We start from the raw sequence: 25,059 nt of genomic DNA, 5'->3' as shown, positions 1-25,059 counted from the left end.
GCGCTAACGCGCCCGCAAGCGTTCTGCCACCAGAGTACCGTCGGCTGCAATCCTGGCACGCAATTCAACACGGTCTCCTTGCTGCACCGCGTCGCGGATTTCAGTTCCGGCATGGGTGGCAAATACTGCGCCGTCCACCGCATTCGGGGCACTCAGGGTGCCGCGCAGCCGCACGCGCCCGCCCACCGGGATAGGGGCTGGCGTGCCCTCAGCATCCCGTGCGCCACCCTCGATCCACGCCTCAAGCAAGGCGATATCGGTCTCTTCCAACCACGGCGGCCCATCCAAGGGCATCCGCGGATCAGACAACCCGCGCACCCGGCGCATAACTTCGGAGGCAACCGGATTGCCGGGTATAACGGCAATCCGGTCGCCGCCGCGCAGAATATCCGCAAGCGTGTCAAGCCGGAGCGCTTCGGGCGGGGTTTCGTATTTCCCGTTGTCAGAATGGCACTCGATACAGCGCTGGCCAAAGATGCGCCGAACCTCGGGATAGGTTACGATACCGTCCGCCAGCGGGTCTTCTGTAGCAAGCGGCAGTTCCGTTGGTTTCGAGGGGCCAGGTGCCCCGGCATCAACCCAGCCACGCAACAGGGCGATTTGCGCCTCGTCAAGAAAAGGCGGCCCGTCCAGCGGCATCCGGGGTTCTGCACGGCCTTCCACGCGAGCGATCAGCGGGCTGCCCGCGGCATCACTTGGAAGCACCACAGCACCGTTTTCGGATCCGCTCATCAGGAACTCGTAGGTCTCAAGGCGCAGGGCAAGCGGAGCAAATTCGCCACTGTGGCAGGCGACACACCGCTCCTCGAAGATGGGCAAGACCACATCCCAAGTCTCGGCTTGCGCAGCCGAGCCGAGACCTATCAATACCATGGCCCAGCCAATCGCGTTCGAAGCGACAACGCAAATGCCCATCTTGGCGCGTTTGATCTGCAGGGCCATTGTGCGGGTCTCCTTCTCAGATCAAGCCAAAACCACCCGCGATCAGCATCGGTGCTACAACGCCAAGAGTAGCACGACGGCATCGTAAGGCACTGGGGGGAAGCCTTATTTTTCGGCCCTGTCCATGTGCTCTTCCTCTACGATTTCAGCGTCGGGAACGGTGTCATCCTCTGTCTTCACAGGTTCGGAATTGGGCTCGTCCAGCGCGCCCACGATAAGCGGCAGCATCTCAAGCCCCGTGGGCGTGGCAATCGGGCTATTGGGGGGCGCGCGCCAGCTAAGCGTGTCGAAGGAATTGCAATTCTCGCAGGCAGGTGCCCATTCAGCATGAATATGCTGACACTTATCGCAGACCCATTGCGGCCCACGCGGTGCCGACAGCGCCCGCGCCAGCCAGCCCTTGACCACCGCGTCGGATGCCCCTTCGCCCCGCTCAATCGCCGCCATGATGGTTAGCGCGCGCGCATCCGGCTCGACCTCGGCCAGCGTGCCCAGCGCACGGCGCGCCGCCGGGAAATCCTCTGCGGCCAGATTCAGTTCCGCCTCCAACAGCCGGGTTTCACGGTTCTCAGGATGAACCTTGAGCAGCTTGGCAAAGCGTTTCAAACGCTGGCGTGGCGACTCATTCGGCTCAATCGCGGCAAAGGCCGCCGCAAGATCGGGATGCGGTCGCACCAGCCACGCCTTGTTGATCACGCGCAGCGCATTGCGTGTATTGCCTTGGTCAATATAGCCGCGCGCAGCCAGCACTGCCGCCGGAATAAGATCGGGCGACAGGCGATTGGCCTCGATCGCGGCCTCGCGCGCCTCGATGGTCTTGCCCTCATCCAGCACATCACGCGCCTCTGACAGCGCCAGCACCGCATCCCGGCGCTTGTGCACATCGCGCGGCAGGCTGCCGTATTTCAGCTTGGCGTTCAGCGTCTCGCGCGCGCCTTTCCAGTCCGAGGTTTTGGCCTGCAAATCAAGCAGCGTATCCTGAACCTCGGCATGTCGCGGTTTAAGGGCAAAGGCTGTCTTGGCCAATTTCAGCGCGGTTTCGGTATCCCCCTCCGCCAGCTTTTGCCGCAGAATTCCACGCACGCCAACAAAGCGGGTTTTCTCATTGGTCAAAAGCTGTTTGTAAACTTCTTCGGCCTTGCGCCGATTGCCTGCCATCTCAGCCGCCTGCGCCGTGATGAGATTGGTCAGCGCCGGTTTGCGCAGGTATTTTTCAGCTTTGGCCGCCTGTGCCATCGCCACCTCGCCCTCACCAGAGGCCAGCGCCAGCATCCCCTCGGACAGCGCGCGATAGCCCTTGTCTTGACGGCTGCGATCGAAATAGCGCGAGAGCGCGGTTTCATCACCGTTGATGAACTTGAGAGATGCCACCAAAAGCCCGGTCAACTTCATCAAAAGCCAGATGATGAACACCAGCACGCCCAGCGCAATCACCGCCTTGATCGGGGTCAGGTTGATCTCGACCCCCGCCATGACAATCCGCACACCGCCATCGAGTTCGAGCAGGAAACTCGCGCCCAGCGTCACGCCCGCCACCAGGGCAATGAAAACCGCTATCTTGATAATCGACCAAAGCATGGCGCTCGCCTTTTCTCGTTCAATTCACTGTTTCGGCCAGCGCCTCTGCGGCGGCCAGCGCCTCTTGGCGGCGCGTGGCCTCGGCGACCCACCCATCAAGGGGCGCGCGCGCGGCCTCGGAAAGCGTTGCAATCTCGGTCAAGGCATCGCTTAGGCGGCCCTCGGCCAAGGCGGCCTCTGCCCGAGACAGGACCGCATCGGGATCATCCCCTTCCTGAGGGCTAAGCGAGCGGATACCAAGCTGACTCTTGAGAAAGCCGCCCACGCCGGCCACAGCATCGCCACTTTCGGCTCGTGCAGCGGCAAGGGCGGCGCGCGCCGCCTCGGGGAAACTCTCGATCAGAGCGGCCTGTGTCGGCACGCCGGTTTCCGCCTGATCGGCCAACACGTCAGGCACTTCGGCACCGGTCTCCCGCAGATCGCTTAGCGCCGGGGCGAAATCACTGCCAGTGTCGAGCGCGGTCAAAACCTGCGTCAGCGCAGCGCGGCGCAGCGTGGCCACTGCGCTATCGCGTGCCGCCGCCTCCTGCGCATCTGCCGCCGACCGTAGCGCCTCAACCTCAGCCGCTTGCGCCGCGAGGGATGCGCGCAAATCCTTGATCTCGGCCGCCGGCACGCCGCCGCCCTGCGTCGCCGGACGGGATTCTAGCGCCGCGATACGCCCCTCCAAATCGGCGATTTGCCCAGTAAGCGCGGTCAGTGTCTCGCTCAGGCCCTGCATCTCGCCGCTCAAATCCGGCGGGCTTTGTACCCCATCCAGATCAGCGCGCAGGGCGGTCAGCCGCGCGTCCTGTTCCGCAAGCGCCGCCTCAATGCCGCTCTCTTCGGGGGCAAACCACGAAGGGGGCAGCACATAAGGCGCCGCCGCAACACCCACACCCGCCGCCACGACACCGCCCAGCAACATCGGCCAGAACCCGCCTTGGCGCACGATCACCGGTTCGGGTTTGTCTTGGGCAAGCGGCTCAGGCTCGGGCGTGTCGCCCCCGACATAAATCGCGCCGGGCGCACCGTCTTGACTGATTTCAGGCTCTTGGCTCTCCGTGGCAGGCGTATCCATATTCTGCCCTGTCGCATCCGAGGCGTCCTGCACTGTGCTCTCGGGCTGCTCTGGCTCTGACATTTCGGGCGCTGTCTCCGCGACCGGCTCCACAGCATCCGACACGATGTCTGCCTCACCCGGTTCCTTCGGAGCTTGCTTCTTGTCAGCCACCTTGTGCCATCCTTTCGAATCTCACCACACGTCCCTGTCAATCTGACCTTACTGCGGTCGTTTTCCACCCTCAAGCCGCTTGGCCACCTGCACGAGGTCTTGCACCACGGCCAAGACGCCCGGCGAATCCGGCATTTCCGCAATTCGCACGCACGCCGCCACATCCTCTGGCAGCGTATCCGCCGCATTGCGGCTTATGGCCGCGATCAAGAGCGGCGCGCTGACGCCTTCGGCCTGCGCCAAAAAAATCCGCGCCGTGCGGGGGGACATCAGCGGCAGGATCACCGGCTCCGCACCCCGCAAGAGCGCCCGCGCCTCGGCGCTCAGCGCCGCCTCAACCTGATCATAAACCACCGCATCGCGCGCCGCATGCCCCGCAGCGCGCAAGGCCCCGGCCACATCCGCCGCTACATGCGCCCCGCGCAGATGCAGGAACGGCCCACATGCGCCATCCTCTGCGATCCGCGCCAACAGCGCCCCGGCATCACCCCCGGCGGAAATAGCGCGCAACCCCTGGGCCTCTGCCGCCTCTGCCGTTGCATCGCCCACCGCATAGCAGGGGGAATCCCGCCGCGCGCTCAGGCGGCAAAACCCCTCTACCCCGTGTCGCGAGGTGAAAATCAGCGTCTCATCCCCGGTAAGATCGGGCAGCGCCCCACCATAAGCGATCTGCATCACCGGCGAGACCACCACAGCAACATCACCGCAGAGCGCTTGCACCTCTGCGGCCATGCGGCTGGCCTCGGGCTCGGGCCGGGTGATCAGGATCGTGACGGTCATGGCCCATCCAGAGTTGTTGCCTGTCTCATTCGGTGTTACCTGCCTTGGACCTTTCACGCAACGCATGGCCGCGATGACAGAGCCTTTGATCCTCTTGGGACTTGAGAGCAGCTGCGATGATACCGCCGCTGCGGTGTTGCGCATTGACGCAGATGGCCGGCCCAAAATCCTCTCCTCGGTGGTGCATGGTCAAACCGCGCTGCACGCCGATTTCGGCGGGGTCGTGCCGGAAATCGCGGCGCGCGCCCATGCGGAAAAGCTGGATATCTGCGTGCGCGAAGCGCTGACCGCAGCGCATCTGACACTGCGCGATGTGGGGGCCGTCGCCGTCACCTCTGGTCCGGGGCTCATTGGCGGGGTGATCGCTGGGGTGATGTGTGCCAAGGGGATCGCTGCGGGCGCAGGCCTCCCGCTTATTGGCGTCAACCATCTTGCGGGCCATGCCCTGACCCCGCGCCTCACCCATGATGTGGCTTACCCCTATCTCATGCTGCTGGTCTCGGGCGGGCATTGCCAGTTCCTGATCGTGCGCGGCGCGGATGATTTCACCCGGCTAGGCGGCACCATCGACGACGCTCCCGGCGAGGCGTTTGACAAAACCGCGCGCCTTTTGGGCCTACCACAGCCCGGCGGCCCCAATGTGGAACGCGAGGCGCTAAAGGGCGATCCCACCCGCTTTCGCTTTCCCCGGCCTTTGCTCGATCGTCCTGGCTGCGATATGTCCTTTTCCGGGCTCAAAACCGCCCTCCTGCGCACCCGTGATGAGATCGTGGCCCAGAAATTCGGCCTGACGCGTCAGGATCGTGCTGATCTTTGTGCCGGGTTTCAGGCCGCCGTGCGTGATGTTCTGGCCGAAAAAACCCGCCGCGCCCTGACCGCCTATCTGGCAGAGGCACCCGCCACCCCGGTCATCGCCGTCGCTGGCGGTGTCGCCGCAAATACCGCCATTCGCGCCGGGTTAGAGACTGTTGCCGCCGAGATGGGAGCATCTTTTGTCGCGCCCCCGCTGGCGCTCTGCACTGATAATGCCGCGATGATCGCCTATGCCGGGGCCGAACTCTTTGCGCTTGGCCACCGCGATGACATGACCCTTGCCGCCCGCCCCCGTTGGCCCTTGGATCACACCAGCCCTGCCATGCTCGGCAGCGGCAAGAAAGGGGCCAAGGCATGATCCTCATCTGTGGCGCGGGCGCATTCGGCACGGCCCTTGCCGTGACATTGGCGCAAAACGGCCCCGTCACCCTCTGGGCGCGCGACCCGGCCCACGCCGCCGAGATGCAGCAGACACGCGAGAATACGCGCCGCTTGCCCGGCATCTCCCTGCCGGACAGCGTGACCCTAACCACCGGCCCCGTGCCCAAGGGCGATACCCCCTGCCTGCTTGCCATGCCGATGCAGACGCTGGGCGGCTTCCTTTTGGAACACGCCGAATCCCTCGCCCGCCGCCCGCTGGTTGCCTGTTGCAAGGGCATGGACCTGACCACGGGCCTCGGCCCCACCGGCCTCATCGCGCAATCCTGTCCTACGGCAACCCCCGCAATCCTCACTGGCCCCAGCTTTGCCCGTGACATCGCCCTTGGCCTGCCAACGGCGCTGACGCTCGCCTGCGGCGACGACCACACCGGCCAAATGCTGCAGCGCTGCCTTACAACGCCTACCCTGCGCCTCTATCGCAGCACCGATACGCTGGGTGCGGAACTGGGCGGCGCGCTCAAAAACGTGATCGCCATCGCCTGCGGTGCCGTCATCGGGGCCGGTCTGGGCGAGAGCGCGCGCGCCGCCCTGATGACCCGTGGCTTTGCCGAAATGAACCGTCTTGCCCATGCGCTGGGCGCGCACCCCCAGACGCTTGCGGGCCTCTCGGGCTTTGGTGATCTGGCGCTCACCTGCACCTCTGACCAGTCGCGCAACTACCGCTACGGCCTGAGCATCGGCAAAGGCGCAGGGTTTGATCCCTCCCTTACCGTCGAAGGTTCCGCCACCGCCCGCGCCGTCTTGGCCCGCGCAAGGGCGCTCTCTCTCGATATGCCCATCACCCATGCCGTCACCGCGCTTGTCACAGGCGAATTGCACGTGGCGCAGGCGATGGATATGCTGCTGTCACGCCCATTAAAGGAAGAATGATGCTCATTGCCCTGATCGCCCGCGACAAACCCGGTGCTCTGCAAACCCGCCTCGACACCCGCGAGGCCCATGTCGCCTATCTCAAGGACACCGGCGTCGTGTCTCAGGCCGGTCCGCTGCTCGATGACGCAGGCCAGATGATCGGCTCACTTGTCATCCTCGACGTGGCCGATATGCAGGCAGCACAGGATTGGGCCGCCGCTGATCCCTACGCCAAGGCGGGGCTTTTCGCCAATGTCGAGCTGATCCCGTGGAAAAAGGTCATCTGATGCGCTATTGGCTGTTCAAATCCGAACCCTCAACCTGGGGCTGGCAGGATCAGCTGGCCAAGGGCGACGCGGGCGAGGAATGGGACGGCGTGCGCAACTATCAGGCCCGCAATTTCATGCGCGAGATGGCCGTGGGCGACCGTGGCTTTTTCTACCATTCCCAGAGCGAAAAAGCCGTGGTTGGCACCGTCGAGGTCATCGCCACCGCACATCCCGACAGCAAATCCGACGATCCACGCTGGGAATGCGTGGATATCAAGGCCGTCGCCTCCGCCAAGACACCTGTCACGCTCGACACGATCAAATCCGATCCGCGTCTGGCCGATATGGTGCTGGTGAAAAACTCTCGCCTCTCAGTGCAGCCCGTCACGGCCGACGAATGGCGCATCATCTGCGATATGGCAGGCCTTTCGGGCTAGGGCGTGTTGCGCCCCATGGAAAACACACCCGTCCCGGGCCTGACCCGGGACCTCGCCGAGACAACATGGGCCCCGGGGCGATGTGACCCCGATCAGACGCAAGGCGCTCTAATCCTCTTTGCCCCAGCCTTCGGATTGCATTTCGCGCATGCGGCTGGCGGTGCGCTCAAACTCGAACGATCCCTCGCCTTCGATATAGAGGTATTCCGGAACCGCCGCCGCCGAACAAATCAGCCGCACGCGCGCCTCATAAAGCGCATCAATGAGCGTCACAAACCGCTTGGCCTCGTTGAAATTGCTGCGCCCCATCTGTGGGATGTTTTCTAGGATCAGCACCCGCGCCGCTTCGGCCAAGGCCAGATAATCCGCCGGTCCAAGGGGATTGCCGCAAAGATCATAAAACGTGGCCCGCGCCACGCCATTGTGAAACGCCGGTATTTCCACCGCCCGCTTGTTCACGATAATCGTATGCGGCCCGCCGCGACCCTCGGTCAAACTGTGCCAAATCGTCTCTATCTCGGCCCGACTCTCGGCATTGATCGGGGTGAAATAGCTCGGGCTGCCGGTCAGACGATCCTGCCGGTAATCGGTCGGGCTGACCATTTCATGCAGGACCATCCGCTCTTTCAAAAGCTCGATGAAGGGCAGAAACAGCTGCCGGTTTAACCCATTCTTATACAGGTCATCCGGCACCCGGTTCGAGGTTGTGACCACAACCACCCCCGCCGCAAACAGCGCCTCGAATAGCCGCCCCACGATCATTGCGTCCGTGATATCGGTGATCTGCATCTCATCAAAGGCCAACAGCCGCACCGATTTGGCCACCTCCGCCGCCACCGGGGCCAGCGCATCCGCCTCGTTGCGCGCTCGTGCGGCATGCAGCCCGGCATGGATTTCCTGCATGAAGGCATGGAAATGCACCCGTCGGCTGGGCACGGCCAATGTGCTTACAAACAGGTCCATCAGCATGGATTTGCCGCGCCCGACCCCGCCCCAGATATAGAGCCCCTTGGGCGGCTCTGGCGCGCGGCGAAACCAGCCCTTGCGCGGGGCCTCGTCGAGGCCTGCACGAATCCGCTCGAACTCGGGCAAAAGCGCCTCTTGCGCCGGATCGCGGGTCAATTTGCCATCGGCCACAAGGCGGGCATAAAGATCAGGCAGGGTTTCCATCGGCCTAGCGCGCGCCGCGGGCCAGCTTCTGCATGACGCCCACCAATTCGGCGCTGATCCCCGGCTCTGACAGGGCATGCCCCGCCACGGGGATCATCCGCAGATCGGCACCCGGCCACCGCTCGGCCAGCCGATGCGCCGTCACCGGCGGGCAGATCATGTCATAGCGCCCCTGCACGATCGTGCCCGGAATATGCGCGATGCGCGGCATGTCATCCAGAATCTGCCCATCATGATCCAGAAATCCACGATGGGTGAAATAGTGATTCTCAAGCCGGGCAAAGGCGCGGGCGTAATCGGCGGGGCTATCACCACCCACCCCGGTGGAATGCACCGTCGCCAGTGCATTTTCCCAGGCTGACCATGCCTTGGCATGGGTCACTTCCTCGCTCAGGTTGCCCGAGAAAAGACGGCGGTGATAGGCGGCAATCAGATCGTCGCGCTCATCTTCTGGGATCAATTCCACGAATCGCGCCCATGTTTCCGGCCAAAACGCCCCGGCACCGCCCCCATAGAACCAATGCAATTCCGCCTCGGTCATGGTGAAAACCCCACGCAGCACCAGATGCTGCACCGGCGTAGGGTGCGCCTGCGCATAGATCAGCGCCAGCGTCGCCCCCCAACTGCCGCCGAACACGATCCAGCGGTCGATGCCCAAGGTCCGGCGAATCAACTCGATATCCGCCACCAGATGCCATGTCGTATTCGCCTCGACACTGGCATGCGGGCGCGACCGGCCACAGCCGCGCTGATCAAACAGGATGATCCGGTAAACCGCCGGATCAAAATAGCGCCGCATCGCCGGGCTGCAGCCACCCCCCGGTCCGCCATGCAGCACAATCACCGGCAGGCCATCGGGGTGGCCCGATTGCTCCATATAAACGCTGTGCCCATCGCCCACATCCAGCATACGCCGGTCAAAGGGCTCGACCGGAGGATGGAGATATTGCACTGCGCTCTTTTGGCCTGAGAATTTGTCCATGAATGTCCTATATATGCCGCAAGACCAAAAGAGCATATGGAGAGCAGAATGCAAGCCGCTCAGAGCACGATTGATCCCACCGAGGTCGCCAAGTTCGAGGCGATGGCCGCTGAATGGTGGGACCCGAACGGAAAATTCAAGCCCCTTCACATGCTCAACCCCTGTCGGCTGGATTACATCACAACCCAGATTGCGGCAGAGTTCGACCGTGATTTGCGCGATCAGACGCCCTTTGCCGGGCTGCGCCTGCTTGATATCGGCTGCGGTGGCGGTCTTTTGAGCGAACCGATGGCGCGTCTGGGTGCAACCGTGGTCGGGGCCGATGCCGCCCCCCGCAACATTCCCGTGGCCCAAGTCCATGCCGCGCAATCCGGGCTCGACATCGACTATCGCCACACCACCGCCGAGGATCTGGCCGCAGCAGGCGAACAATTCGACGTCGTGCTCAACATGGAAGTGGTCGAGCATGTGGCCGATCCGCTGACCTATCTCACGGCCTGCCAGCAGCTTTTGAAACCGGGCGGGCTCCACATCTGCTCGACCATCAACCGCAACCCCAAAAGCTATGCGATGGCTATTGTGGGCGCGGAATATGTCATGCGCTGGTTGCCAAAAGGTACGCATGACTGGGCCAAATTCATCACGCCAGACGAGCTATACGATCTCTTGCGCAACGCCGCGCTCGAACCTGTGGATCGCAAAGGCTTTGTCTTTAACCCGATCACATGGGGCTGGCGCCTGTCAGACCGGGACCTGAGCGTAAATTACGTGACGGCAAGCGTGAAGCGCTGAGGCGCGGGTTGCTGGGCCGGGGACTAGCGAAGCAACGGCCATGGATGCCACTTAATGCCAGTCAAGTCCGTATGACTTCACGGTGAAGCGCTCCCTCTCGAAATCGCTAGGCCGCGGGACGGCCCAGCGATCCGCGCGGCGGCGCTCCGCGCCTTGTTCCGCGCGGGTAGCAGACGAACTCACGTCCCCGGCTCCAGCCGCGCCCGTAATTCCCGCAGAACCGGAAGGCTGGCGCGCACGCGATCTTCGCCCAGATCGCGGATCAGGTCCGACACCATTGGCGTGATCGCCGCCATTGCGGCATCGCGCGCCTGACGACCCGAGGGGCTGATCGCCACCATCTTGCGCCGCGCATCATCCCAATCGGGGCGGATATGCACATATCCCGCCCACTCCAGCTTGGACAGGGTATTGGTCATCGCCCCGCGTGTGACATGGAAACTTTTCGCCAATTGTGCCGGGCTCCGCTCATCCCCGATCCGCGCCAGATGGTTGAGAACCGAAAAATGCGAGATTTCCATCCCCTTCGGCAACACCCGTGTCAGACGGCTGCGGATCAACTGCTCATTCGTAAGGATCTCGCTAAACAGCGCCACGGCAAGGGAATTGCTGGTCGTATCGGTCATTCAGGGCCCGTCAAACGCTCTATCATGGCGCAGCGAAGGCACGCGCCTGCGCGCTTGTGCCACCGCATCAGGGTCAAGATCAACCATCACGATGCCCGGCTCAACGCCACCATCGGCAAGAACCTCTCCCCATGGTGCCACAACCATACTGTGCCCATGGGTTTGACGGGTGCGTCCAGTTGTCGCGGCATGGATGCCGGTCTGTGCCGGAGCCAGCACAAAACACCCGGTTTCAATGGCACGGGCGCGCAACAGCACCTCCCAATGCGCGGCCCCGGTCACATGCGAAAACGCCGCCGGAACGGTCAGCACAGTGGCCCCCGCCTGCGCCAGACGCCGGTGCAAATGCGGGAAACGCACGTCGTAACACACCGTCATCCCCAGCTTGCCCAGTGGCATATCGGCCAGAACCGCCCGATCACCGGGGCGAAACCCATCCGATTCGCGATAGGTTTCTTCAGGAGTGACATCCACATCGAACATATGAATCTTGTCATAGCGCGCGACAATCTCGCCATCCGGGCCAATCAGAAACGACCGGTTGGCAAAGCGCCCATCGGGATCATCGGTTTTGAGCGCGAGCGACCCGATCAAAAGCCAGACACCGGCCTTTGCCGCGCGCGCACGCAGGCCCGCCAGTGTCGGATCGCTCTCTTCGGGGTGCAGCACGGCATTTTGATGCGTGCGGCTGCCCGAAACACAATTGGTAACCTCAGGCGTCAGGATAAACTTGGCCCCATCCGCAATCGCCGCATCCATCATAGACAGCGTGACCGCCAAATTGGCCTCGGGGTCATCGCTGCTACTCAGCTGCAAAAGCGCCGCGCGCATCGCCGTCACCCGCGCAACAGCGCGTCAAGCTTGCCCGCCTGTTCCAGCGCATAAAGATCATCACAGCCACCCACATGGGTGGTGCCTATGAAAATCTGCGGCACTGTATGGCGGCCATTGGCGCGCTTCATCATCTCAGACTTGCGCGCGGGCTGTGCCAGCACGTTGATTTCTGAAAAATTAACGCCTTTCTTCTGCAACAGGCGTTTGGCCGAATGGCAAAACCCGCAGAGCGGTGAGGTGTAGATTTCGACTGGTTTCATGATTGGGATCCCCGGTTCGCTGTCGCGCGAACTTAGGCATCCTTGACGGCGCGCGCCAGTGTCACAACGCTCACTTCCCCGCTACCGGCTGAAAAACAGGCCTGCGTCGCCACCGATAGCATCGCCCCCGAGGTCATGACATCGTCAACAATCAGCACCGAACGCCCGGCAATCAATCCCCTATGCCGCGCCGTTACTCGAATCGCATCCGTCAGCATGGCGTGTCGCGCCTCGACACTCAGCCCCTTCAGGCTCTGCGTGCGTTTGAACCGCGTCAGCAGGTCAGGGCAGCATGGCAAACCGGTCTCGCGCGCCAATCCCTGCGCCAAAAGCGCCGATTGGTTGAACCGCCGCGACAGCATCCGCCCCCAATGAAGCGGAATGGGCGCAATCAGCGTATCGGGCCGCAACAGGGGCTGCGCCGCCCGCGCCATCCACTTTGCCGCCGGGCGCACCACATCGTGCCGGTCGCCATGCTTGAGCATGAGGATCAGTTTGCGTCCATTCTCATGATAGCGAATCGCCGCGCGCCCCTGCGACCACGGCCGCGCCATGCGCAGGCAGTCATCGCAATGCGCGGCCTCCGCATGCCCCTCACCGGGCAAAGGCACGCCGCAGGTCTCGCAGACCAGCCCCGAGATGAACGGCGTATCCCGCCAGCACGGGCCACAAAGACCGAAATCGCTATCCACCACCGCGCCGCAAAGCGTGCAGCGGGCGGGATAAACCATGCGAACCGCCGTTTGAAAAGCTGCTGCCAGCACTCTATCCTTGCCCCATGACCCAAACGCTCCTGACAGATCGCGCCGCCCTCACTCGCAACCGCCTGCGCGCCCAGCGCGCACCGGCGCTCTTTCTGCACGAGATAGCGGCGGATGAGGTCGAGGATCGCCTGACCTTGGTTAACAAATCCTTTACCGCACCCGCCGTGGTGACGGGTTTTCCGCATTTCTGGCAATCCCGGCTACCAGAGGCGCGCATCGTCGCGGATGATGAGGTGCTGATGCTGGAACCCGGCGCGCATGATCTGGTCATCCTCGCCCTCTGCCTGCATTGGGCCAACGATCCTGTGGGTCAGCTTATTCAGGCCCGCCGCGCGCTGCGCCCCGATGGCCTGCTGCTCGCCGCGCTCTTTGGCGGTGGCACGCTGCACGAATTGCGCAGCGCCTTGGCTCAGGCCGAAGCAGAGGCCAGCGGCGGCCTCTCGCCCCGCGTCCTGCCCATGGCCGAAATCCGCGATCTGGGCGCGCTGATGCAACGCGCGGGCCTTACCCTGCCGGTGGCCGATACTTTGCCGCTTCGCACCAGCTATGCCGATCCTCTGGCGCTGATGCGCGACCTGCGCGCCATGGGCGAATCCAATGCGATGAGCGCGCGCCATCGCGCACTAACCCCGCGCCGCATGCTCTACCGCGCCTGCGACATATATTCACAAGCCTTTGGTATGGATGACGGACGCATCCCCGCCACATTCGAGATGATCTTCCTCACCGGCTGGGCCCCTGACGCTAGCCAGCCCCAGCCACTGCGCCCCGGATCAGCCAGCGCACGCCTTGCCGATGCGCTTGGCGCGGTGGAAACCCCGTTGAAAGATTGACCTTTCAGGCACAGCCTATATGTCACCCCTGTCCCGGAACACACAGGAATGACCAAGCCATGCTTGATGCCAGCCATGATGCCGCCCGCCCAGAACACGCCGCCGCCGATCACCCCAAGGTGCCGCGCGCGAAAACCGGTGTGCTCTTGGCCAATCTCGGGACACCGGATCACTACACCTACTGGCCCATGCGCCGCTATCTCAACGAGTTCCTGTCGGACCGCCGGGTGATCGACTACAGCCCGTGGAAATGGCAGCCGCTGTTGCAGCTCATCATCCTGACCAAGCGGCCCTTTACCAGCGGGCATGCCTATAAATCCATCTGGAACGAGGATAAGGGCGAAAGCCCCCTGATGACCATCACCCGCGACCAGACCACCAAAATGGCCGCCGCGATGCAGGAGCGCTATGGCGATCAGGTCATGGTGGATTTCTGTATGCGCTATGGCAATCCCTCAACCAAATCCAAAGTGCGCCAGATGGTCGAGGCGGGCTGCACCCGCATTCTCTTCTTTCCGCTCTATCCGCATTACGCCGGTGCCACCTCGGCCACCGCGAATGATCAGTTTTTTCGCGCCTTGATGGATGAGACATGGCAGCCCATTGCCCGCGTGGTCGAACCCTATTTCCAGAACCCGCTCTATATCGAGGCGCTCGCGCAATCAGTCGAACGCGCCTACGCAGAGGTTGAAAAGCGGCCAGAGATCCTTGTGGTCTCCTATCACGGCATGCCAAAACGCTACCTGATGCAGGGCGACCCCTATCATTGCCAATGCCAGAAAACGACCCGCCTGCTCAAAGAGCGGCTGGGTTGGGAAAATACCGAGATCACCACGACGTTTCAGTCGGTCTTTGGCCCCGAAGAATGGCTCAAGCCCTATACCGTAGACGAAGTGGCCCGCTTGGCCCGCGAAGATGGCAAAAAGCGCATCGCGGTGATGGCCCCCGCCTTTTCCGCCGATTGCATCGAGACATTGGAAGAGATCAACGAGGAAATCCGCGAAAGTTTCGAAGAGGCCGGCGGTGAAGAATTCACCTATATCCCCTGCCTCAACGACGATGACGCCCATATCAAGGCGCTCTCCTCCATTGTAGAAACCAATCTCAAAGGCTGGCTCGATTAAAGCTAGCCCGCCCCTTGGCAGTGCCCGGATGCGGTGATCTTGGTGGTCCCACCTGAACTGCCTCTTTTATGGCGAGGGTAAAGATGTCGTATCGCAGCGCGACGATCACGGGCGGCCCGGTTGCAGTGATCGGAAGCGGGCTTGCAGGCATAACAGCAGCGATGCGCCTTGCGGATGCCGGGCTCCGGGTGGTGCTGTTCGAGCGCAATGAAACGCTCTTTTCCGGTGCAAGTGCCGTGTGCGAGGGCAAAATCCACCTAGGATATACCTATGTGCTCGATTCCAGCCATACGACAACGCGGCGGCTTCTCTCAGGGGCGGTGCGTTTTCGGCCAATCTTGACTCGCTGGATACCCGAGGCCGGTCTCGGACTGTCAGAAAAACCGTTTCTCTACGCCTGCCCGCGTGACAGCATGGTGCCCAAGGACGGGGTCGCAGCCCATCTCGCGCAGACTCAGGAGGAAGCCGATTCTTGCGGAGCGGACCTGATATGCAAACGCGACCTGCGCTTGCGCCCTCTTAACGCCAGCGAATTGGGCGCCCTCTTCGACACGACCGAAATTTCGGCCGCATGGGAAACCAACGAGCTTGCAAGCTCTCCAAGGACGAAACGGCCCTTTTTGTTATCTGCCCTTGGCGCGCAGCCTCTGGTGGAAGCGCGGACAAAGGCCGAAGTCACAGGGATCACCCGCGAAGATGATCACTTGGTGATAACATGGGGGGCCGATGGCCTGCGCGAGAAATTCGGCGCAGTCATCAACGCAAGCTGGGAACAGCGGCTGCGGCTTGACCAGTATCTAAACCTGTCGCCACCGCGCCAAGCCTTGCATCGCTTCAAATGCGGCTTGCATCTTCAGAGCGAAGACCTTGCAGAGCGCACACCCAACGTGACCTTTGTCATTGGCGAATACGGCGACACGGTCGCATACGGAGACAGGGTTTACGCAAGCTGGTATCCGGCAGGCATGTTGAAAAGCGAAGTCGCGCTGGCACCTGATCCGGCACCGGTCTGCATAACGCCCAGCACAGCCCGGCACATCACCGAACAAAGTATCGCGGCCCTCGCGCGCTATATGCCCGGCTACGGTAACGCGCTTGCGGAGTATACAAACGATTTCGAGGTGCGGGGCGGATACATTTCAGCCTGGGGCACCTCTGGCATCACCGATCCCAACAGCGGATTGCACAGCCGGGCAGAAATAGGTGTGACAAGCCTGCCAAGGTATCACTCGATCAACACCGGCAAATACGTTATGGCACCGAAATACGGAGAAGAGGCAGCTTTGCGCGTGTTGTCTGAGATGGGGCTTGATGCGTGATCACCGTATGTATTCCCGCCTATCAGGCCGGTGCCTTCATCGGCGAAACGGTGTCCTCCGTCTTGGCGCAAAGTTTCGATGATTTTCGTATCGAGATCGCGATCGACCCATCCGAAGGGGATAAAGACAGCACAGAGGCGGCGCTAGAGCCGTTTCGCGACGATCCGCGCGTGAATATCTCTACCAATCCCCGACGTCTGGGATGGGCCGGAAACTTCAACGCGCTGCTGCAGCGGGTAGAAACCCCGTTCTATGCCCCGCTCCCCCATGACGACATTTGGGCGCCCGACTATCTCGCAACGTTCTTTCCTTTGGTCTCTGAACACCAAAAGGCATCGGTTGCTTATGGCGATATGACGATGTTTGACGCCAATGGGACTACCGGATTTAGATCGGTGGCCTTGCCGCAGGGCGAGGATCGGATGACACATCTGATCCGCTTTATGGTGCAGGGGGCCCATGCCATGCCGTGGCGCGGCGTGACGCGCCAAAGCGCCGTCGCAGTGACCCAAGGCTTCCCAACAGATTTATGGGGCGGATTTGCAGTCGAGGCGGAATACGCCCTCGGTCTTCTAGAGGCCGGGCCAGTAATTCATGTTCCAAAAGCGCTCTATCGCAAACGGGTCTTTCAGCCACAAGAACGCATGTCTGCCTCAAAGGCCCGCACCATAGACTGGGCGGTAGAAGACCGTTTGAACGCTTGGAATAGACATTGCCACGCGTTTGAGGTTCGGATGCGGCGGATGATGTCGACATTCAAACCCACCAGCGATGAGGTTTTTCTGGCTGAATTGGCGTTTCGCGCCGCGATGCTCATGCGACGCCATTCCTTTGTGACACCGGGGCTGGACAAGGCCGAACTCGCATCACTGGCATCGCTGCGCTCTTACCTACCCTCGATAGATCACCCGCTAACCCCATGCGTGGCTGAGCAACTTAGGTGGTTTGACCGCGCTGCGCAAAGTCGGACAGAGTAACTGCCCATGTCTGGGACCAATCCCAATCAGGCACAAAAAAAGGCAGTGGTTTCCCACTGCCTTTTCTTTTGGTGCCGTTGCCGGACTTAGTCAGCAGCGATAACAGCCGCGACGATTGCCAGCAGAACCAGCGGAACCCAAACGCCAGCGGCGGACGAGCTTGCAGCGGTTTCTTCAACAACGACCGGTGCCTCGATAACGGGCTCCGACAGGTTGCCTGCAAAAGCGGTCGAAGCAGCGGCGCTCAGGGCAGCAGCGAGAACGAGTTTCTTCATGATTATCCTCCAGATTTTGGCATGACGTTGCAATATACAACGCCAAGCACCCAAGACTTAACCTCGTAAGATTTTCTAATCAGCAATCCAGAGCGATTGCAATTCTATCTTGGGTCCGCCACCCAACAAATCGCCTCTTTTTCGTCAAATTAGCAACACCTGCGTGCCAACCTTGGTCAAAGAGAACAATTCCGCGATGTGCTCGTTGTAAAGTCCGACACAGCCATTCGACGACCGCCGCCCAATCTTGCGCGTGTCATGGGTGCCGTGAATGCGGTAATAGGTCCAACTCAGATAAAGCGCGTGGGTGCCCAGCGGATTATCCGGCCCCGGCGGCACAAAGGCCGGCCATTCCGGATTGCGCTTGAGCATCGAGGGCGTCGGGCGCCAGCTTGGCCCCTCCACCTTTTGCACCACCGATGTGCGGCCACGCCGCGTCAAATCGTCGGTCAGCGGCACCGAGGATGGGTAAAGTTTATAAACCGACTGATCCGCGCTCCAGAAATGCACCGCGCGCGAGTCGATATCGACCAGAATAGCCCCGTTGTTCAGGTTCGAAAAATAGGGCCGCCAATCCAGCATCCGGAACCCGGAAATATTGCGCCGCACCGTTTCTTCTTCTAGGCCACGCTCCAGTTCGACGGTATCCGCACCGTCCACACCTTGCGCAAGTGCCGGGGCACCCAGCAACGCCGCTGCTCCGGTCAGAAACGTGCGCCGGTTCCACGAAATCCGAGAGTCATGGGTCATGTGAGAAACTCCAGTCAGGCAAGCCGATGATCCGTAAGGTATAGGGTGCCAAGATTTCCGCCGCAAATCAAGAAAGTCACAACGCGCGATGTTCTGCGCATGTGGGTTTGAATCGCAACGCAAGCCGGGCTAAAGCAGAGGTCTAAACAATTTTCGGGTGGTTCTGCATCATGGCGCGTCTCTACATCCTGTTGGTCTCGGCTCTTTTGGCTCTTTCCGCCTGCGCCGCACCGCCCCCACCACAATTGGGCTCGGATGGCAAACCGCTGCCGCGTGTCTACCGAATCGCAGCGGGCCAGACCTCCGAGGTGCAGTTCCGCATGCTCGATTCGGTCAATTCTCTGCGTCAGGCCGCCGGTCAGCCGCCGCTCACACTTGATTCTGCCCTCACCGCCGCCGCCGCAACCCATTCGCGCGATATGTCGGTGCAGAATCGCCCCTGGCACTTTGGCTCAGATGGCTCCTCGCCGCTCGACCGCGTGCGTCGCGTTGGATATTCTGGCTCCCTCGTCGGCGAAACCATCTCGGAAACCTACGAGACAGAGCTTCAAACCCTCGCCGCTTGGATGGAACAAGAGGGCACGCGCCGCGTGATCCTCTCTCCCGAGGCGCGCAAAATGGGCTTTTCCTGGCTTCAAGAGGATGGCGGCAAGATCTGGTGGACAATGATCCTCGGCACCTGATCACGCATTAATCGTGATCGGCGTCCCGTCACGGACCATGGCATAGACATCCTCCATCTCGCGATTCTTGACCGAGATACAGCCAGCCGTCCAATCTGGGCTTAAAAAGGCCAGTGCGTTCGGCTCGCCATGGATGAAGATATCTCCACCCGGTGATTTGCCCAAGGCCTTGGCATAGGCAATATCCGCCTCATTGGGATAGGAAATCCCAAGCGACAGATGAAACGAACTGTTGGGATTGCGCCGGTCGATGTGATACTCGCCCTCGGGCGTGCGCCCATCCCCCTCGAATTGCTTATGCCCCGAAGGCGAAAAGCCAAGATCAACCTTGTACCGCTCCAGCGTGCGATTGTGATGCAAGAGAAACATCTCTCGCTCACCCTTGTTGACAATCACCCGCGTCACATCGGGGCCACGATAGGTGCGAAATTTAGAATCCTGCCTGCTACACGCTGCCAAGGCGCTCAGCCCCGCCAGCAACACGAACCGTCTGTTAGATTTCATTGTTTTTATCCGCTCACTGCTCGTGATTCTAATACCAAAAAAAATGCGGGGCTTGGTAGAAAAATTGCTCCGTTCACGCCTTATTCAGTGTGAATCCGGCCACCAATTCCACATGCGCCGACCAACGGAATTGATCCACCACCCGCACCGGACCCATCACATAGCCCGCCGCAATCAGGGTCTTGGCGTCTCGGGCAAATGTCACCGGATTGCAGGACACATAGGCCAGCCGGGGCAGGCGCGCGCGGGCAATCTCGGCAATCTGCGCCTCGGCGCCGGCACGCGGCGGATCAATCACCGCCCCGTCATAGCGCGCCAACTCATCCGCCAAGAGCGGTCGACGAAAAAGATCACGCGCCTCTGTGCTCAGCGGATAGAGCCCCGCAGCCCCACGCCGTCCGGCATCCAGCGCCGCCAGCATCTCGGCCTCCCCCTCAACCGCATGTACTTGCGCCCGCTGCGCCAAAGGCAGGGCAAAGGTGCCGCAGCCAGCAAAAAGATCAACGATCCGCCGCGCCCCCGCCAAAATAGTCTCTGTTTGCGCCAAAAGCGCCGCTTCACCCTCTGCCGTGGCTTGCAGGAATGCACCCGGCGGCGGCACAACCCGTGCCCCGCCAAACACCTGCACCGGCGCGCGCCGCGTCACCACAACCTCGTCCTCCCAGGCCAGCCGCGCCAGATCATGCCGCTCAGCCAACGCCGCCAGCGCAATCCGCAGCGGTCCATCCAGCGGCTTGCCATCCGTAACCGCCACATCCAACCCAACCAAAGACCGCGTGACGCTGACCGCCAGCGCCGCCTTCCGGCTCGTGCCTGTCTCGGCCAGATCACAGGCCACGCTAAGGCCGCGCATCACCTCGGGATGCAGCAGATGGCAATCAGGGACCTCAATGATCACATCGCTGCCACGGGCATGAAACCCGGCCATCGCCCCCTTTTTCGTGCGTTTTGCAGCAAATGTTGCCCGCCGACGGGATCGCGGTGGCGAAATATGGATCGGCTGAAATTCAGCCACGATGCCATGCGCTGCCATCGCCGCGCGCACCACCTCTTGCTTCCACGACGCAACAAACCCGTCTGACGCATGTTGCACCTGACATCCGCCACAGGATCGGAAATGCCGACAGGGCGCGCTCACCCGATCCGAGGATGGCAAAAGAATGCGCACATCGGTCAGGGTTTGACCGTTCAAAGTGCCCGAAACCCGCTCACCGGGCAGGGTCAGAGGTGCGTACACCGGCCCCTCGGCAATGCCGTCGCCCTGATGCCCCAACCGTATGATGTCATGCTCGCTCATGCCTGCGCCTTTACCCCGCGCCGCGCCGCTATAAAAGCCCGCTCACAGCAGATCGTCGCGTGTCAGCGCAAACCCCGACTCGATCCAGCGCCGCTCCAACGCGTGCAACCGTTCACCCAACGCGGGGCCGGTATACTCTGGCATCAGGTCTGCCGCTGTCACTGGAAACCTTGCCTTGGCCCCTTTCGCCAAATCCTCGGCATCGCGCGCCTGCCAGGGGTTTTCCAGCAGCGCCGCGCGCAACAGCAAGATCGCGCGCCCCTCCGCGAACCCGTGGCGATAGCCCAACTCTGCCGCGTGCATCATGTCTGCCGCCGCGCCCCTCAAACTATCCAGCCGCCGCGCCTCTGCCCGCGACAGGCGCAACCGCTCCGCAGCCGCCTCACCCCCCAGCGCGGCCAACCGTAGAATCGCGTCTGGGGCTGTGTTTGTCTCTGATTCCAGATGCACCAACAGCGGCAAGGCGCGCGCATCGCTTCCCGGCAGAACCGCAGCCAACACTCCCGTCGCCTGCATCGCGGCCACAGACGGTGCCGGGTCAGGTGCGGCGAGCAGCTTGCGCATTTCCGCCCCCACACGCTCGCGCGACAGCCCAACAATCCCTTCGACATTGCCAGCACAGGCCGCCAACCCCTCGGCATCAAGCCCGCCTTCGGGATCACCATACCAGGCATGAAACCTGAAAAACCGCAGAATACGCAGATAGTCCTCGCGAATCCGTTGATCGGCATCCTCGATAAATCGCACCCGCCGCGCGCGCAAATCCTCCAACCCGCCCAAAGGATCGACCACGGCACCATCAGTCTGGGCATAAAGCGCATTCATCGTAAAATCGCGCCGCCGCGCATCGGTGCGCAAATCGCTGGCAAAGGCCACCACCGCATGACGACCAAAGGTCTGCACATCCTCGCGAAAGGTCGTAACCTCATGGCCAATGTGACCCGAAACCACCGTAATCGTGCCATGTTCAAGGCCCGTCGGCACCGGCTTTAGCCCCGCCGCATGGGCCAGCTCCATCACCATCTCGGGCCGGGCATCGGTGGCGATATCAATATCCCCCACCGGCATCTCCAACAGCGCGTTGCGCACACAGCCGCCGACAAATAGCGCCTGATACCCCGCCTCGGTCAGCATGGCACAGACCGCCTGCGTCGCCTTATCCTCGATCCATGCGCCAGAAACTTTCATTCCGGCTCCGCCAGATCCGCCAGGTTACGCAGAATGCGCGCCGTCGCCCCCCAGATGTAATAGGGGCCATAGGGCACCGCATAATAGCGCCGCCAATCCCCCCGCCAGCGGCGCTTTTCGACCCTATATCGGCCCAACTCTAGCAAATGCGCCAAAGGCACGTCGAACACCTCATCGACTTCGCCCTGCTCGGCCCGCGGCTCGAACGCCCCATGCACCCGCGCCAGAACCGGCGTCACGTCAAAGCCGGTCACGGTCTCGTGCCGGGGCAAGAACCCCAGCACCTCGACGCTGCGCTGGTCTAGCCCGATCTCTTCCTCCGCCTCCCGCAGCGCGGTGGCCGTGATATCAGGATCACCCGCATCCTGCTTGCCGCCCGGAAACGCAATCTGCCCCGGATGATGCCGCAACTTCGAGGACCGTTTGGTCAGAATCACGCGCCCCTCGCGCACCGGCACCAATACCGCCGCCGCCCGCAATCTGCGCCCTTCGGGCAAAACAACACCGGGATTTAGATCATAATCCGACGAAGGCGCGCGCGCCGCCCGCAATGCGCGCAGCGCTCGCTCCAGCGGATCAGTCACTGCCCCCCGCCCCGTCATCCTTGGCCTCAAACCCGACAGTGGCCGGGTCCAGCCGGTAATGCGCCCCGCAAAACTGGCAATCGGCGGTCACAATCCCCTCTTCGGTGGTCATGGTCGCAATATCACGTGCAGAATAGATCGACAGGCTGCTGCGCACCCGCTCTTCCGAACAGGTGCACCCAAACCGCACCGCCTGCATATCGAAAACTCGCGGCCCCTCTTCGTGAAACAGCCGCACCAAAAGATCCGTTGGCGCAATCGACGGGCCGATCAACTCCAGATCCTCGACCGTATCCAGCAAGACATTGGCGCGGTTCCAGTTTTCGGCATCGTCGCCGTCCAGAATATCCTGCGGCTGCAACAGCCCGCCATCGCCCGATCCGCCGTCATTGGCAAAGGGCGACGCCTTGGGCATATGCTGCAACATGACACCGCCCGCGCGCCAATGCTCCACACCGCCCGCCTCTGTCGATTTCCCGAAACTAAGCGCAAAACGCGTGGGCAACTGCTCGGACTGGGCAAAATACGCCTCGGCACAGTGGCGCAGCGCCTCTCCGGCAATGGGCGTAATCCCCTGATAGGGCGTGGTGCCCTGCCCCTGATCCAGCATCACGGCGAAATACCCCTCGCCCAACTGATCGAACGGGCGCGCATGGCTCAGCCGCTCTGCGTCGAAACTGGCATAGGCGCGCATCCGCGCAGGCTCGTCCGGCTCGCGTGGCCCATAGTAATCGGTGGCAATCATCCGCACCGCACCGCGCGTCTGCACCTGCAACGACAGCTTCCACCGCAGCTTGATCGTCTGCCCGATCAACGCCGTCAAAAGCGCCATTTCCGCAATCAGCGCTTCAACCTGTGGCGGGTAATCATGCTGTTTCAGAATCCCATCCAGCACCCCATCAAGGCGCACCACCCGCCCGCGAATATCCGCGCGGTCAAGTTGGAATGGCAGGATCGTATCATCCCAAGCGATTTTCTGTCCAAGTGTCATGGGCTTTCCTTTGGGTCTCGACTTGGCATATCGCGCCTGTACCGTCAGGACAAGCCAACCCCAAAAGAGGTGCCACGTGATCAGACGATTCGGAGACAGCCCCCGGCCCGATGTGGCCTATCGCCTGCGCCCCGGTGCCTATGCCATCCTACCGCATCGCGGGCGGCTGCTTGTGACCCATCAGGCAGAACCGCTGCCAGAATTGCAATTGCCCGGCGGCGGCATTGATCCCGGCGAATCACCCGTGCAGGCGCTCTATCGCGAGGTGTTCGAAGAAACCGGCTGGCTGATCGCACGGCCCCGACGGCTCGGGGCCTTTCGCCGGTTCACCTATATGCCGGAATACGGATTCTGGGCGGAAAAGCTCTGCATCATCTACCGCGCCCATCCGGTCCGACGCTTGGGCCCACCCACCGAGCCGGGCCATCGCGCGGTCTGGATCACACCGGAACAGGCAGCACGTGACCTCGGGAACGCTGGCGACCGGCATTTCGTCAGCCGGGAAACGCACTGCCTTTGAATTCCAGCAGTACCCCGGAAATATCATCATCAAAATCAGCATCCCCGGCAAAATCCGACAGTTTCCAGATCAATGATTCGAGCAGCGCCATGCCCCGCGTCTGCCGCAGATCCCGCAGGATATGCGCCAACCCCTCTTCTTGCAGCAGCGCCCCGGTTTGGCCCGCACATTCAATCACCCCATCGGAATGGATCAAAAGGCGATCACCCGGCCCCATCTGCACCTCGAATTGCTCAAACTCGGCCCCGTCGATCAACCCCACCGGCAAACCGCCCGCGCCCACAAATTCCACTGTGCCATCCGCGCGCTGCAACGCCGGATGCGGATGCCCCGCCTGCGACAGGATCACCCGCCCGCTCTCCAGATCGACATCCGCCAGAACAAGGGTGAAATAATGCTCGGTTTCCATCTCTGACATGATCAGCCGGTTCAGCATCGCAATCGCCTGCGCAGGCGGCCGTGCCACGAACCTTCCATCGCGGGTCTTGCGCAGGGCCAGGTTCTGCTCCGGCACAGAGGCCGACAGATACCCTGCCAGCCGCGCCGTCATCAGCGCCGAACTGATCCCATGGCCCGACACATCGATCCCGTATAGCCCGATGCGCGTGGCCCCAATCGGGAACATCCCCACCAGATCACCGCCCACATGCCCCGCCGATTGCAGCATCAAGGACACCTCGGCCGCGCCGAAATCGCGATAGCGTTCGCTCACCAGCGATTGCTGCAGCTTCTTGGCCTCGACCAAATCGCTATCGAGCGAATCATAAAGCGTCTGCAACTCGTCCAGCGTCGATTTGATCAGCCGGTTCTTCTCGGTCAACTCGCGCTGCATCCGCAGGATACGCGCCCCCGCCGAAATCCGCGCGCGCAGTTCGGCGGCATTGACCGGCTTGGTCAGAAAATCATCCGCCCCCGCATCAAGGCCCAGCGCCACCTCATCCTTGTCACTTTTAGAGGTCAAAAGGATGAAATACCCATAGCTCTCTTGTTGCAAGTCTCGGAACTTACGACAGAATTCAAGCCCACTTAACCCCGGCATCATCCAGTCGCTCATCACCAGATCAGGCGGTTGATCCCGGCACAGTCGCAGCGCCTCCTCGCCCGACTCGGCCTCCTGCACCTCGAATCCCCAGCGCTGCAACGAAGCGGTCAGGATGCGCCGCTGCAATCGGCTGTCATCCACCACCAGCACGCGCTGGATCACCCCGCCGCCCGCATCCGTCCCTGTCACCTGTTCCGCTCGTGATCGCACCGGGGCCAC

At 62.0% G+C, this 25,059-nt stretch carries 29 protein-coding genes; 11 read left to right on the top strand and 18 right to left on the bottom strand.

Translation table 11 applies throughout. The features are described from left to right. Positions 1-3: 3 nt before the first annotated feature. The 4 genes from ROSMUCSMR3_RS10450 to ROSMUCSMR3_RS10435 form a co-directional block, all read right to left on the bottom strand. Positions 4-942, bottom strand: coding sequence for a c-type cytochrome domain-containing protein (locus ROSMUCSMR3_RS10450; RefSeq protein ID WP_081507273.1), 939 nt, complete (start codon positions 940-942; stop codon positions 4-6). A gap of 105 nt (positions 943-1,047) precedes the next feature. After that, entirely contained in the window at positions 1,048-2,520 is a 1,473-nt protein-coding gene (locus ROSMUCSMR3_RS10445; protein ID WP_081507272.1) for a heme biosynthesis protein HemY, read from the bottom strand. Between the two features lie 19 nt (positions 2,521-2,539). Next, positions 2,540-3,733, bottom strand: a complete 1,194-nt coding sequence (locus ROSMUCSMR3_RS10440; RefSeq protein WP_081507271.1) for a COG4223 family protein — start codon at positions 3,731-3,733, stop codon at positions 2,540-2,542. Positions 3,734-3,781: 48 nt separating this feature from the next. Next, on the bottom strand, positions 3,782-4,513 hold the full coding sequence (locus ROSMUCSMR3_RS10435; protein WP_081507270.1) for a uroporphyrinogen-III synthase: 732 nt from the start codon (positions 4,511-4,513) through the stop codon (positions 3,782-3,784). A 73-nt stretch (positions 4,514-4,586) separates the two neighbouring features. On the opposite strand from ROSMUCSMR3_RS10435, the gene tsaD reads away from it, so the two are divergent. The 4 genes from tsaD to ROSMUCSMR3_RS10415 are packed head-to-tail and all read left to right on the top strand — an operon-like array spanning position 4,587 to position 7,325. Continuing rightward, positions 4,587-5,684, top strand: coding sequence for a tRNA (adenosine(37)-N6)-threonylcarbamoyltransferase complex transferase subunit TsaD (gene tsaD / locus ROSMUCSMR3_RS10430; protein ID WP_037298708.1), 1,098 nt, complete (start codon positions 4,587-4,589; stop codon positions 5,682-5,684). After that, entirely contained in the window at positions 5,681-6,637 is a 957-nt protein-coding gene (locus ROSMUCSMR3_RS10425; RefSeq protein ID WP_081507269.1) for an NAD(P)H-dependent glycerol-3-phosphate dehydrogenase, read from the top strand. Before tsaD ends, ROSMUCSMR3_RS10425 begins: the two co-directional genes overlap by 4 nt. Continuing rightward, the gene (locus ROSMUCSMR3_RS10420) at positions 6,637-6,906 is read left to right on the top strand and encodes a YciI family protein (RefSeq protein WP_037298645.1); all 270 of its coding nucleotides are present in this window, start codon (positions 6,637-6,639) and stop codon (positions 6,904-6,906) included. The genes ROSMUCSMR3_RS10425 and ROSMUCSMR3_RS10420 overlap by 1 nt, the downstream gene beginning before the upstream one ends. After that, complete coding sequence (locus ROSMUCSMR3_RS10415) at positions 6,906-7,325, top strand: EVE domain-containing protein (RefSeq protein ID WP_081507268.1); 420 nt, start codon at positions 6,906-6,908, stop codon at positions 7,323-7,325. The genes ROSMUCSMR3_RS10420 and ROSMUCSMR3_RS10415 overlap by 1 nt, the downstream gene beginning before the upstream one ends. 108 nt (positions 7,326-7,433) lie before the next feature. Here the strand turns inward: ROSMUCSMR3_RS10415 and zapE are convergent, their stop codons facing one another. Continuing rightward, positions 7,434-8,495 (bottom strand): cell division protein ZapE, encoded by a 1,062-nt coding sequence (zapE, locus tag ROSMUCSMR3_RS10410; protein WP_081507267.1) that lies wholly within the window; start codon positions 8,493-8,495, stop codon positions 7,434-7,436. A gap of 4 nt (positions 8,496-8,499) precedes the next feature. Then, the gene (pip, locus tag ROSMUCSMR3_RS10405) at positions 8,500-9,477 is read right to left on the bottom strand and encodes a prolyl aminopeptidase (RefSeq protein ID WP_081507266.1); all 978 of its coding nucleotides are present in this window, start codon (positions 9,475-9,477) and stop codon (positions 8,500-8,502) included. Between the two features lie 48 nt (positions 9,478-9,525). Here pip and ubiG point away from each other — a divergent pair, with 48 nt between their 5' ends. Next, positions 9,526-10,269 carry a bifunctional 2-polyprenyl-6-hydroxyphenol methylase/3-demethylubiquinol 3-O-methyltransferase UbiG gene (gene ubiG, locus ROSMUCSMR3_RS10400; RefSeq protein WP_037298647.1) on the top strand — a complete coding sequence of 248 codons (744 nt, stop codon included), beginning with the start codon at positions 9,526-9,528 and terminating at the stop codon, positions 10,267-10,269. 179 nt (positions 10,270-10,448) lie between these two features. Here ubiG and ROSMUCSMR3_RS10395 read toward each other — a convergent pair whose 3' ends face one another. The 4 genes from ROSMUCSMR3_RS10395 to ROSMUCSMR3_RS10380 are packed head-to-tail and all read right to left on the bottom strand — an operon-like array spanning position 10,449 to position 12,720. Beyond that, positions 10,449-10,895: a MarR family winged helix-turn-helix transcriptional regulator gene (locus ROSMUCSMR3_RS10395; RefSeq protein WP_008282714.1), complete on the bottom strand. Its 447-nt coding sequence runs from the start codon at positions 10,893-10,895 to the stop codon at positions 10,449-10,451. After that, on the bottom strand, positions 10,896-11,726 hold the full coding sequence (locus tag ROSMUCSMR3_RS10390) for a carbon-nitrogen hydrolase family protein (RefSeq protein WP_081508601.1): 831 nt from the start codon (positions 11,724-11,726) through the stop codon (positions 10,896-10,898). Between the two features lie 5 nt (positions 11,727-11,731). Then, positions 11,732-11,989: a glutaredoxin 3 gene (gene grxC / locus ROSMUCSMR3_RS10385; RefSeq protein WP_008282716.1), complete on the bottom strand. Its 258-nt coding sequence runs from the start codon at positions 11,987-11,989 to the stop codon at positions 11,732-11,734. A 32-nt stretch (positions 11,990-12,021) separates the two neighbouring features. Continuing rightward, positions 12,022-12,720 carry a ComF family protein gene (locus tag ROSMUCSMR3_RS10380; protein WP_081507265.1) on the bottom strand — a complete coding sequence of 233 codons (699 nt, stop codon included), beginning with the start codon at positions 12,718-12,720 and terminating at the stop codon, positions 12,022-12,024. Between the two features lie 47 nt (positions 12,721-12,767). Here ROSMUCSMR3_RS10380 and ROSMUCSMR3_RS10375 point away from each other — a divergent pair, with 47 nt between their 5' ends. The 4 genes from ROSMUCSMR3_RS10375 (at position 12,768) to ROSMUCSMR3_RS10360 (ending at position 17,006) form a co-directional block, all read left to right on the top strand. After that, positions 12,768-13,586 carry a methyltransferase domain-containing protein gene (locus ROSMUCSMR3_RS10375; protein ID WP_081507264.1) on the top strand — a complete coding sequence of 273 codons (819 nt, stop codon included), beginning with the start codon at positions 12,768-12,770 and terminating at the stop codon, positions 13,584-13,586. A 59-nt stretch (positions 13,587-13,645) separates the two neighbouring features. Continuing rightward, positions 13,646-14,710, top strand: coding sequence for a ferrochelatase (gene hemH / locus ROSMUCSMR3_RS10370; RefSeq protein ID WP_008282720.1), 1,065 nt, complete (start codon positions 13,646-13,648; stop codon positions 14,708-14,710). Between the two features lie 83 nt (positions 14,711-14,793). Continuing rightward, positions 14,794-16,029: an FAD-dependent oxidoreductase gene (locus tag ROSMUCSMR3_RS10365; RefSeq protein ID WP_157667284.1), complete on the top strand. Its 1,236-nt coding sequence runs from the start codon at positions 14,794-14,796 to the stop codon at positions 16,027-16,029. Beyond that, positions 16,026-17,006: a glycosyltransferase family 2 protein gene (locus ROSMUCSMR3_RS10360; RefSeq protein ID WP_081507262.1), complete on the top strand. Its 981-nt coding sequence runs from the start codon at positions 16,026-16,028 to the stop codon at positions 17,004-17,006. Before ROSMUCSMR3_RS10365 ends, ROSMUCSMR3_RS10360 begins: the two co-directional genes overlap by 4 nt. A gap of 86 nt (positions 17,007-17,092) precedes the next feature. Here the strand turns inward: ROSMUCSMR3_RS10360 and ROSMUCSMR3_RS10355 are convergent, their stop codons facing one another. Further along, positions 17,093-17,281 (bottom strand): hypothetical protein, encoded by a 189-nt coding sequence (locus ROSMUCSMR3_RS10355; protein WP_008282723.1) that lies wholly within the window; start codon positions 17,279-17,281, stop codon positions 17,093-17,095. 144 nt (positions 17,282-17,425) lie between these two features. Next, positions 17,426-18,031 carry a L,D-transpeptidase gene (locus ROSMUCSMR3_RS10350; RefSeq protein WP_008282724.1) on the bottom strand — a complete coding sequence of 202 codons (606 nt, stop codon included), beginning with the start codon at positions 18,029-18,031 and terminating at the stop codon, positions 17,426-17,428. 170 nt (positions 18,032-18,201) lie between these two features. Here ROSMUCSMR3_RS10350 and ROSMUCSMR3_RS10345 point away from each other — a divergent pair, with 170 nt between their 5' ends. Beyond that, positions 18,202-18,714, top strand: a complete 513-nt coding sequence (locus ROSMUCSMR3_RS10345; protein ID WP_008282725.1) for a CAP domain-containing protein — start codon at positions 18,202-18,204, stop codon at positions 18,712-18,714. Here ROSMUCSMR3_RS10345 and ROSMUCSMR3_RS10340 read toward each other — a convergent pair whose 3' ends face one another. The 5 genes from ROSMUCSMR3_RS10340 to ROSMUCSMR3_RS10320 all read right to left on the bottom strand — a co-directional run bounded on the left by ROSMUCSMR3_RS10340 (position 18,715) and on the right by ROSMUCSMR3_RS10320 (position 23,278). Next, positions 18,715-19,218 carry a L,D-transpeptidase family protein gene (locus tag ROSMUCSMR3_RS10340; RefSeq protein WP_081507261.1) on the bottom strand — a complete coding sequence of 168 codons (504 nt, stop codon included), beginning with the start codon at positions 19,216-19,218 and terminating at the stop codon, positions 18,715-18,717. Positions 19,219-19,291: 73 nt separating this feature from the next. Next, entirely contained in the window at positions 19,292-20,515 is a 1,224-nt protein-coding gene (locus tag ROSMUCSMR3_RS10335) for a class I SAM-dependent RNA methyltransferase (RefSeq protein ID WP_081507260.1), read from the bottom strand. Positions 20,516-20,557: 42 nt separating this feature from the next. Next, a complete protein-coding gene (locus tag ROSMUCSMR3_RS10330; protein WP_081507259.1) occupies positions 20,558-21,703 on the bottom strand; it encodes a CCA tRNA nucleotidyltransferase in 1,146 nt (381 codons plus the stop codon). Then, positions 21,700-22,305 (bottom strand): CoA pyrophosphatase, encoded by a 606-nt coding sequence (locus ROSMUCSMR3_RS10325; RefSeq protein WP_087148872.1) that lies wholly within the window; start codon positions 22,303-22,305, stop codon positions 21,700-21,702. Before ROSMUCSMR3_RS10325 ends, ROSMUCSMR3_RS10330 begins: the two co-directional genes overlap by 4 nt. Next, positions 22,280-23,278 carry an Hsp33 family molecular chaperone HslO gene (locus ROSMUCSMR3_RS10320; protein WP_081507257.1) on the bottom strand — a complete coding sequence of 333 codons (999 nt, stop codon included), beginning with the start codon at positions 23,276-23,278 and terminating at the stop codon, positions 22,280-22,282. The genes ROSMUCSMR3_RS10325 and ROSMUCSMR3_RS10320 overlap by 26 nt, the downstream gene beginning before the upstream one ends. Before the next feature lie 76 nt (positions 23,279-23,354). On the opposite strand from ROSMUCSMR3_RS10320, the gene ROSMUCSMR3_RS10315 reads away from it, so the two are divergent. Continuing rightward, positions 23,355-23,798 (top strand): NUDIX hydrolase, encoded by a 444-nt coding sequence (locus ROSMUCSMR3_RS10315; RefSeq protein WP_037298651.1) that lies wholly within the window; start codon positions 23,355-23,357, stop codon positions 23,796-23,798. On the opposite strand, the gene ROSMUCSMR3_RS10310 is transcribed toward ROSMUCSMR3_RS10315, so the two are convergent. Then, complete coding sequence (locus tag ROSMUCSMR3_RS10310; RefSeq protein ID WP_081507256.1) at positions 23,773-25,059, bottom strand: PP2C family protein-serine/threonine phosphatase; 1,287 nt, start codon at positions 25,057-25,059, stop codon at positions 23,773-23,775. The genes ROSMUCSMR3_RS10315 and ROSMUCSMR3_RS10310 overlap by 26 nt on opposite strands.

This window comes from Roseovarius mucosus, from assembly GCF_002080415.1.
Classification (GTDB): Bacteria; Pseudomonadota; Alphaproteobacteria; order Rhodobacterales; family Rhodobacteraceae; genus Roseovarius; species Roseovarius mucosus_A.
The sequence above is the reverse complement of the archived record's forward strand: the minus strand, read 5'-3'. Positions and strand labels throughout refer to the sequence as shown.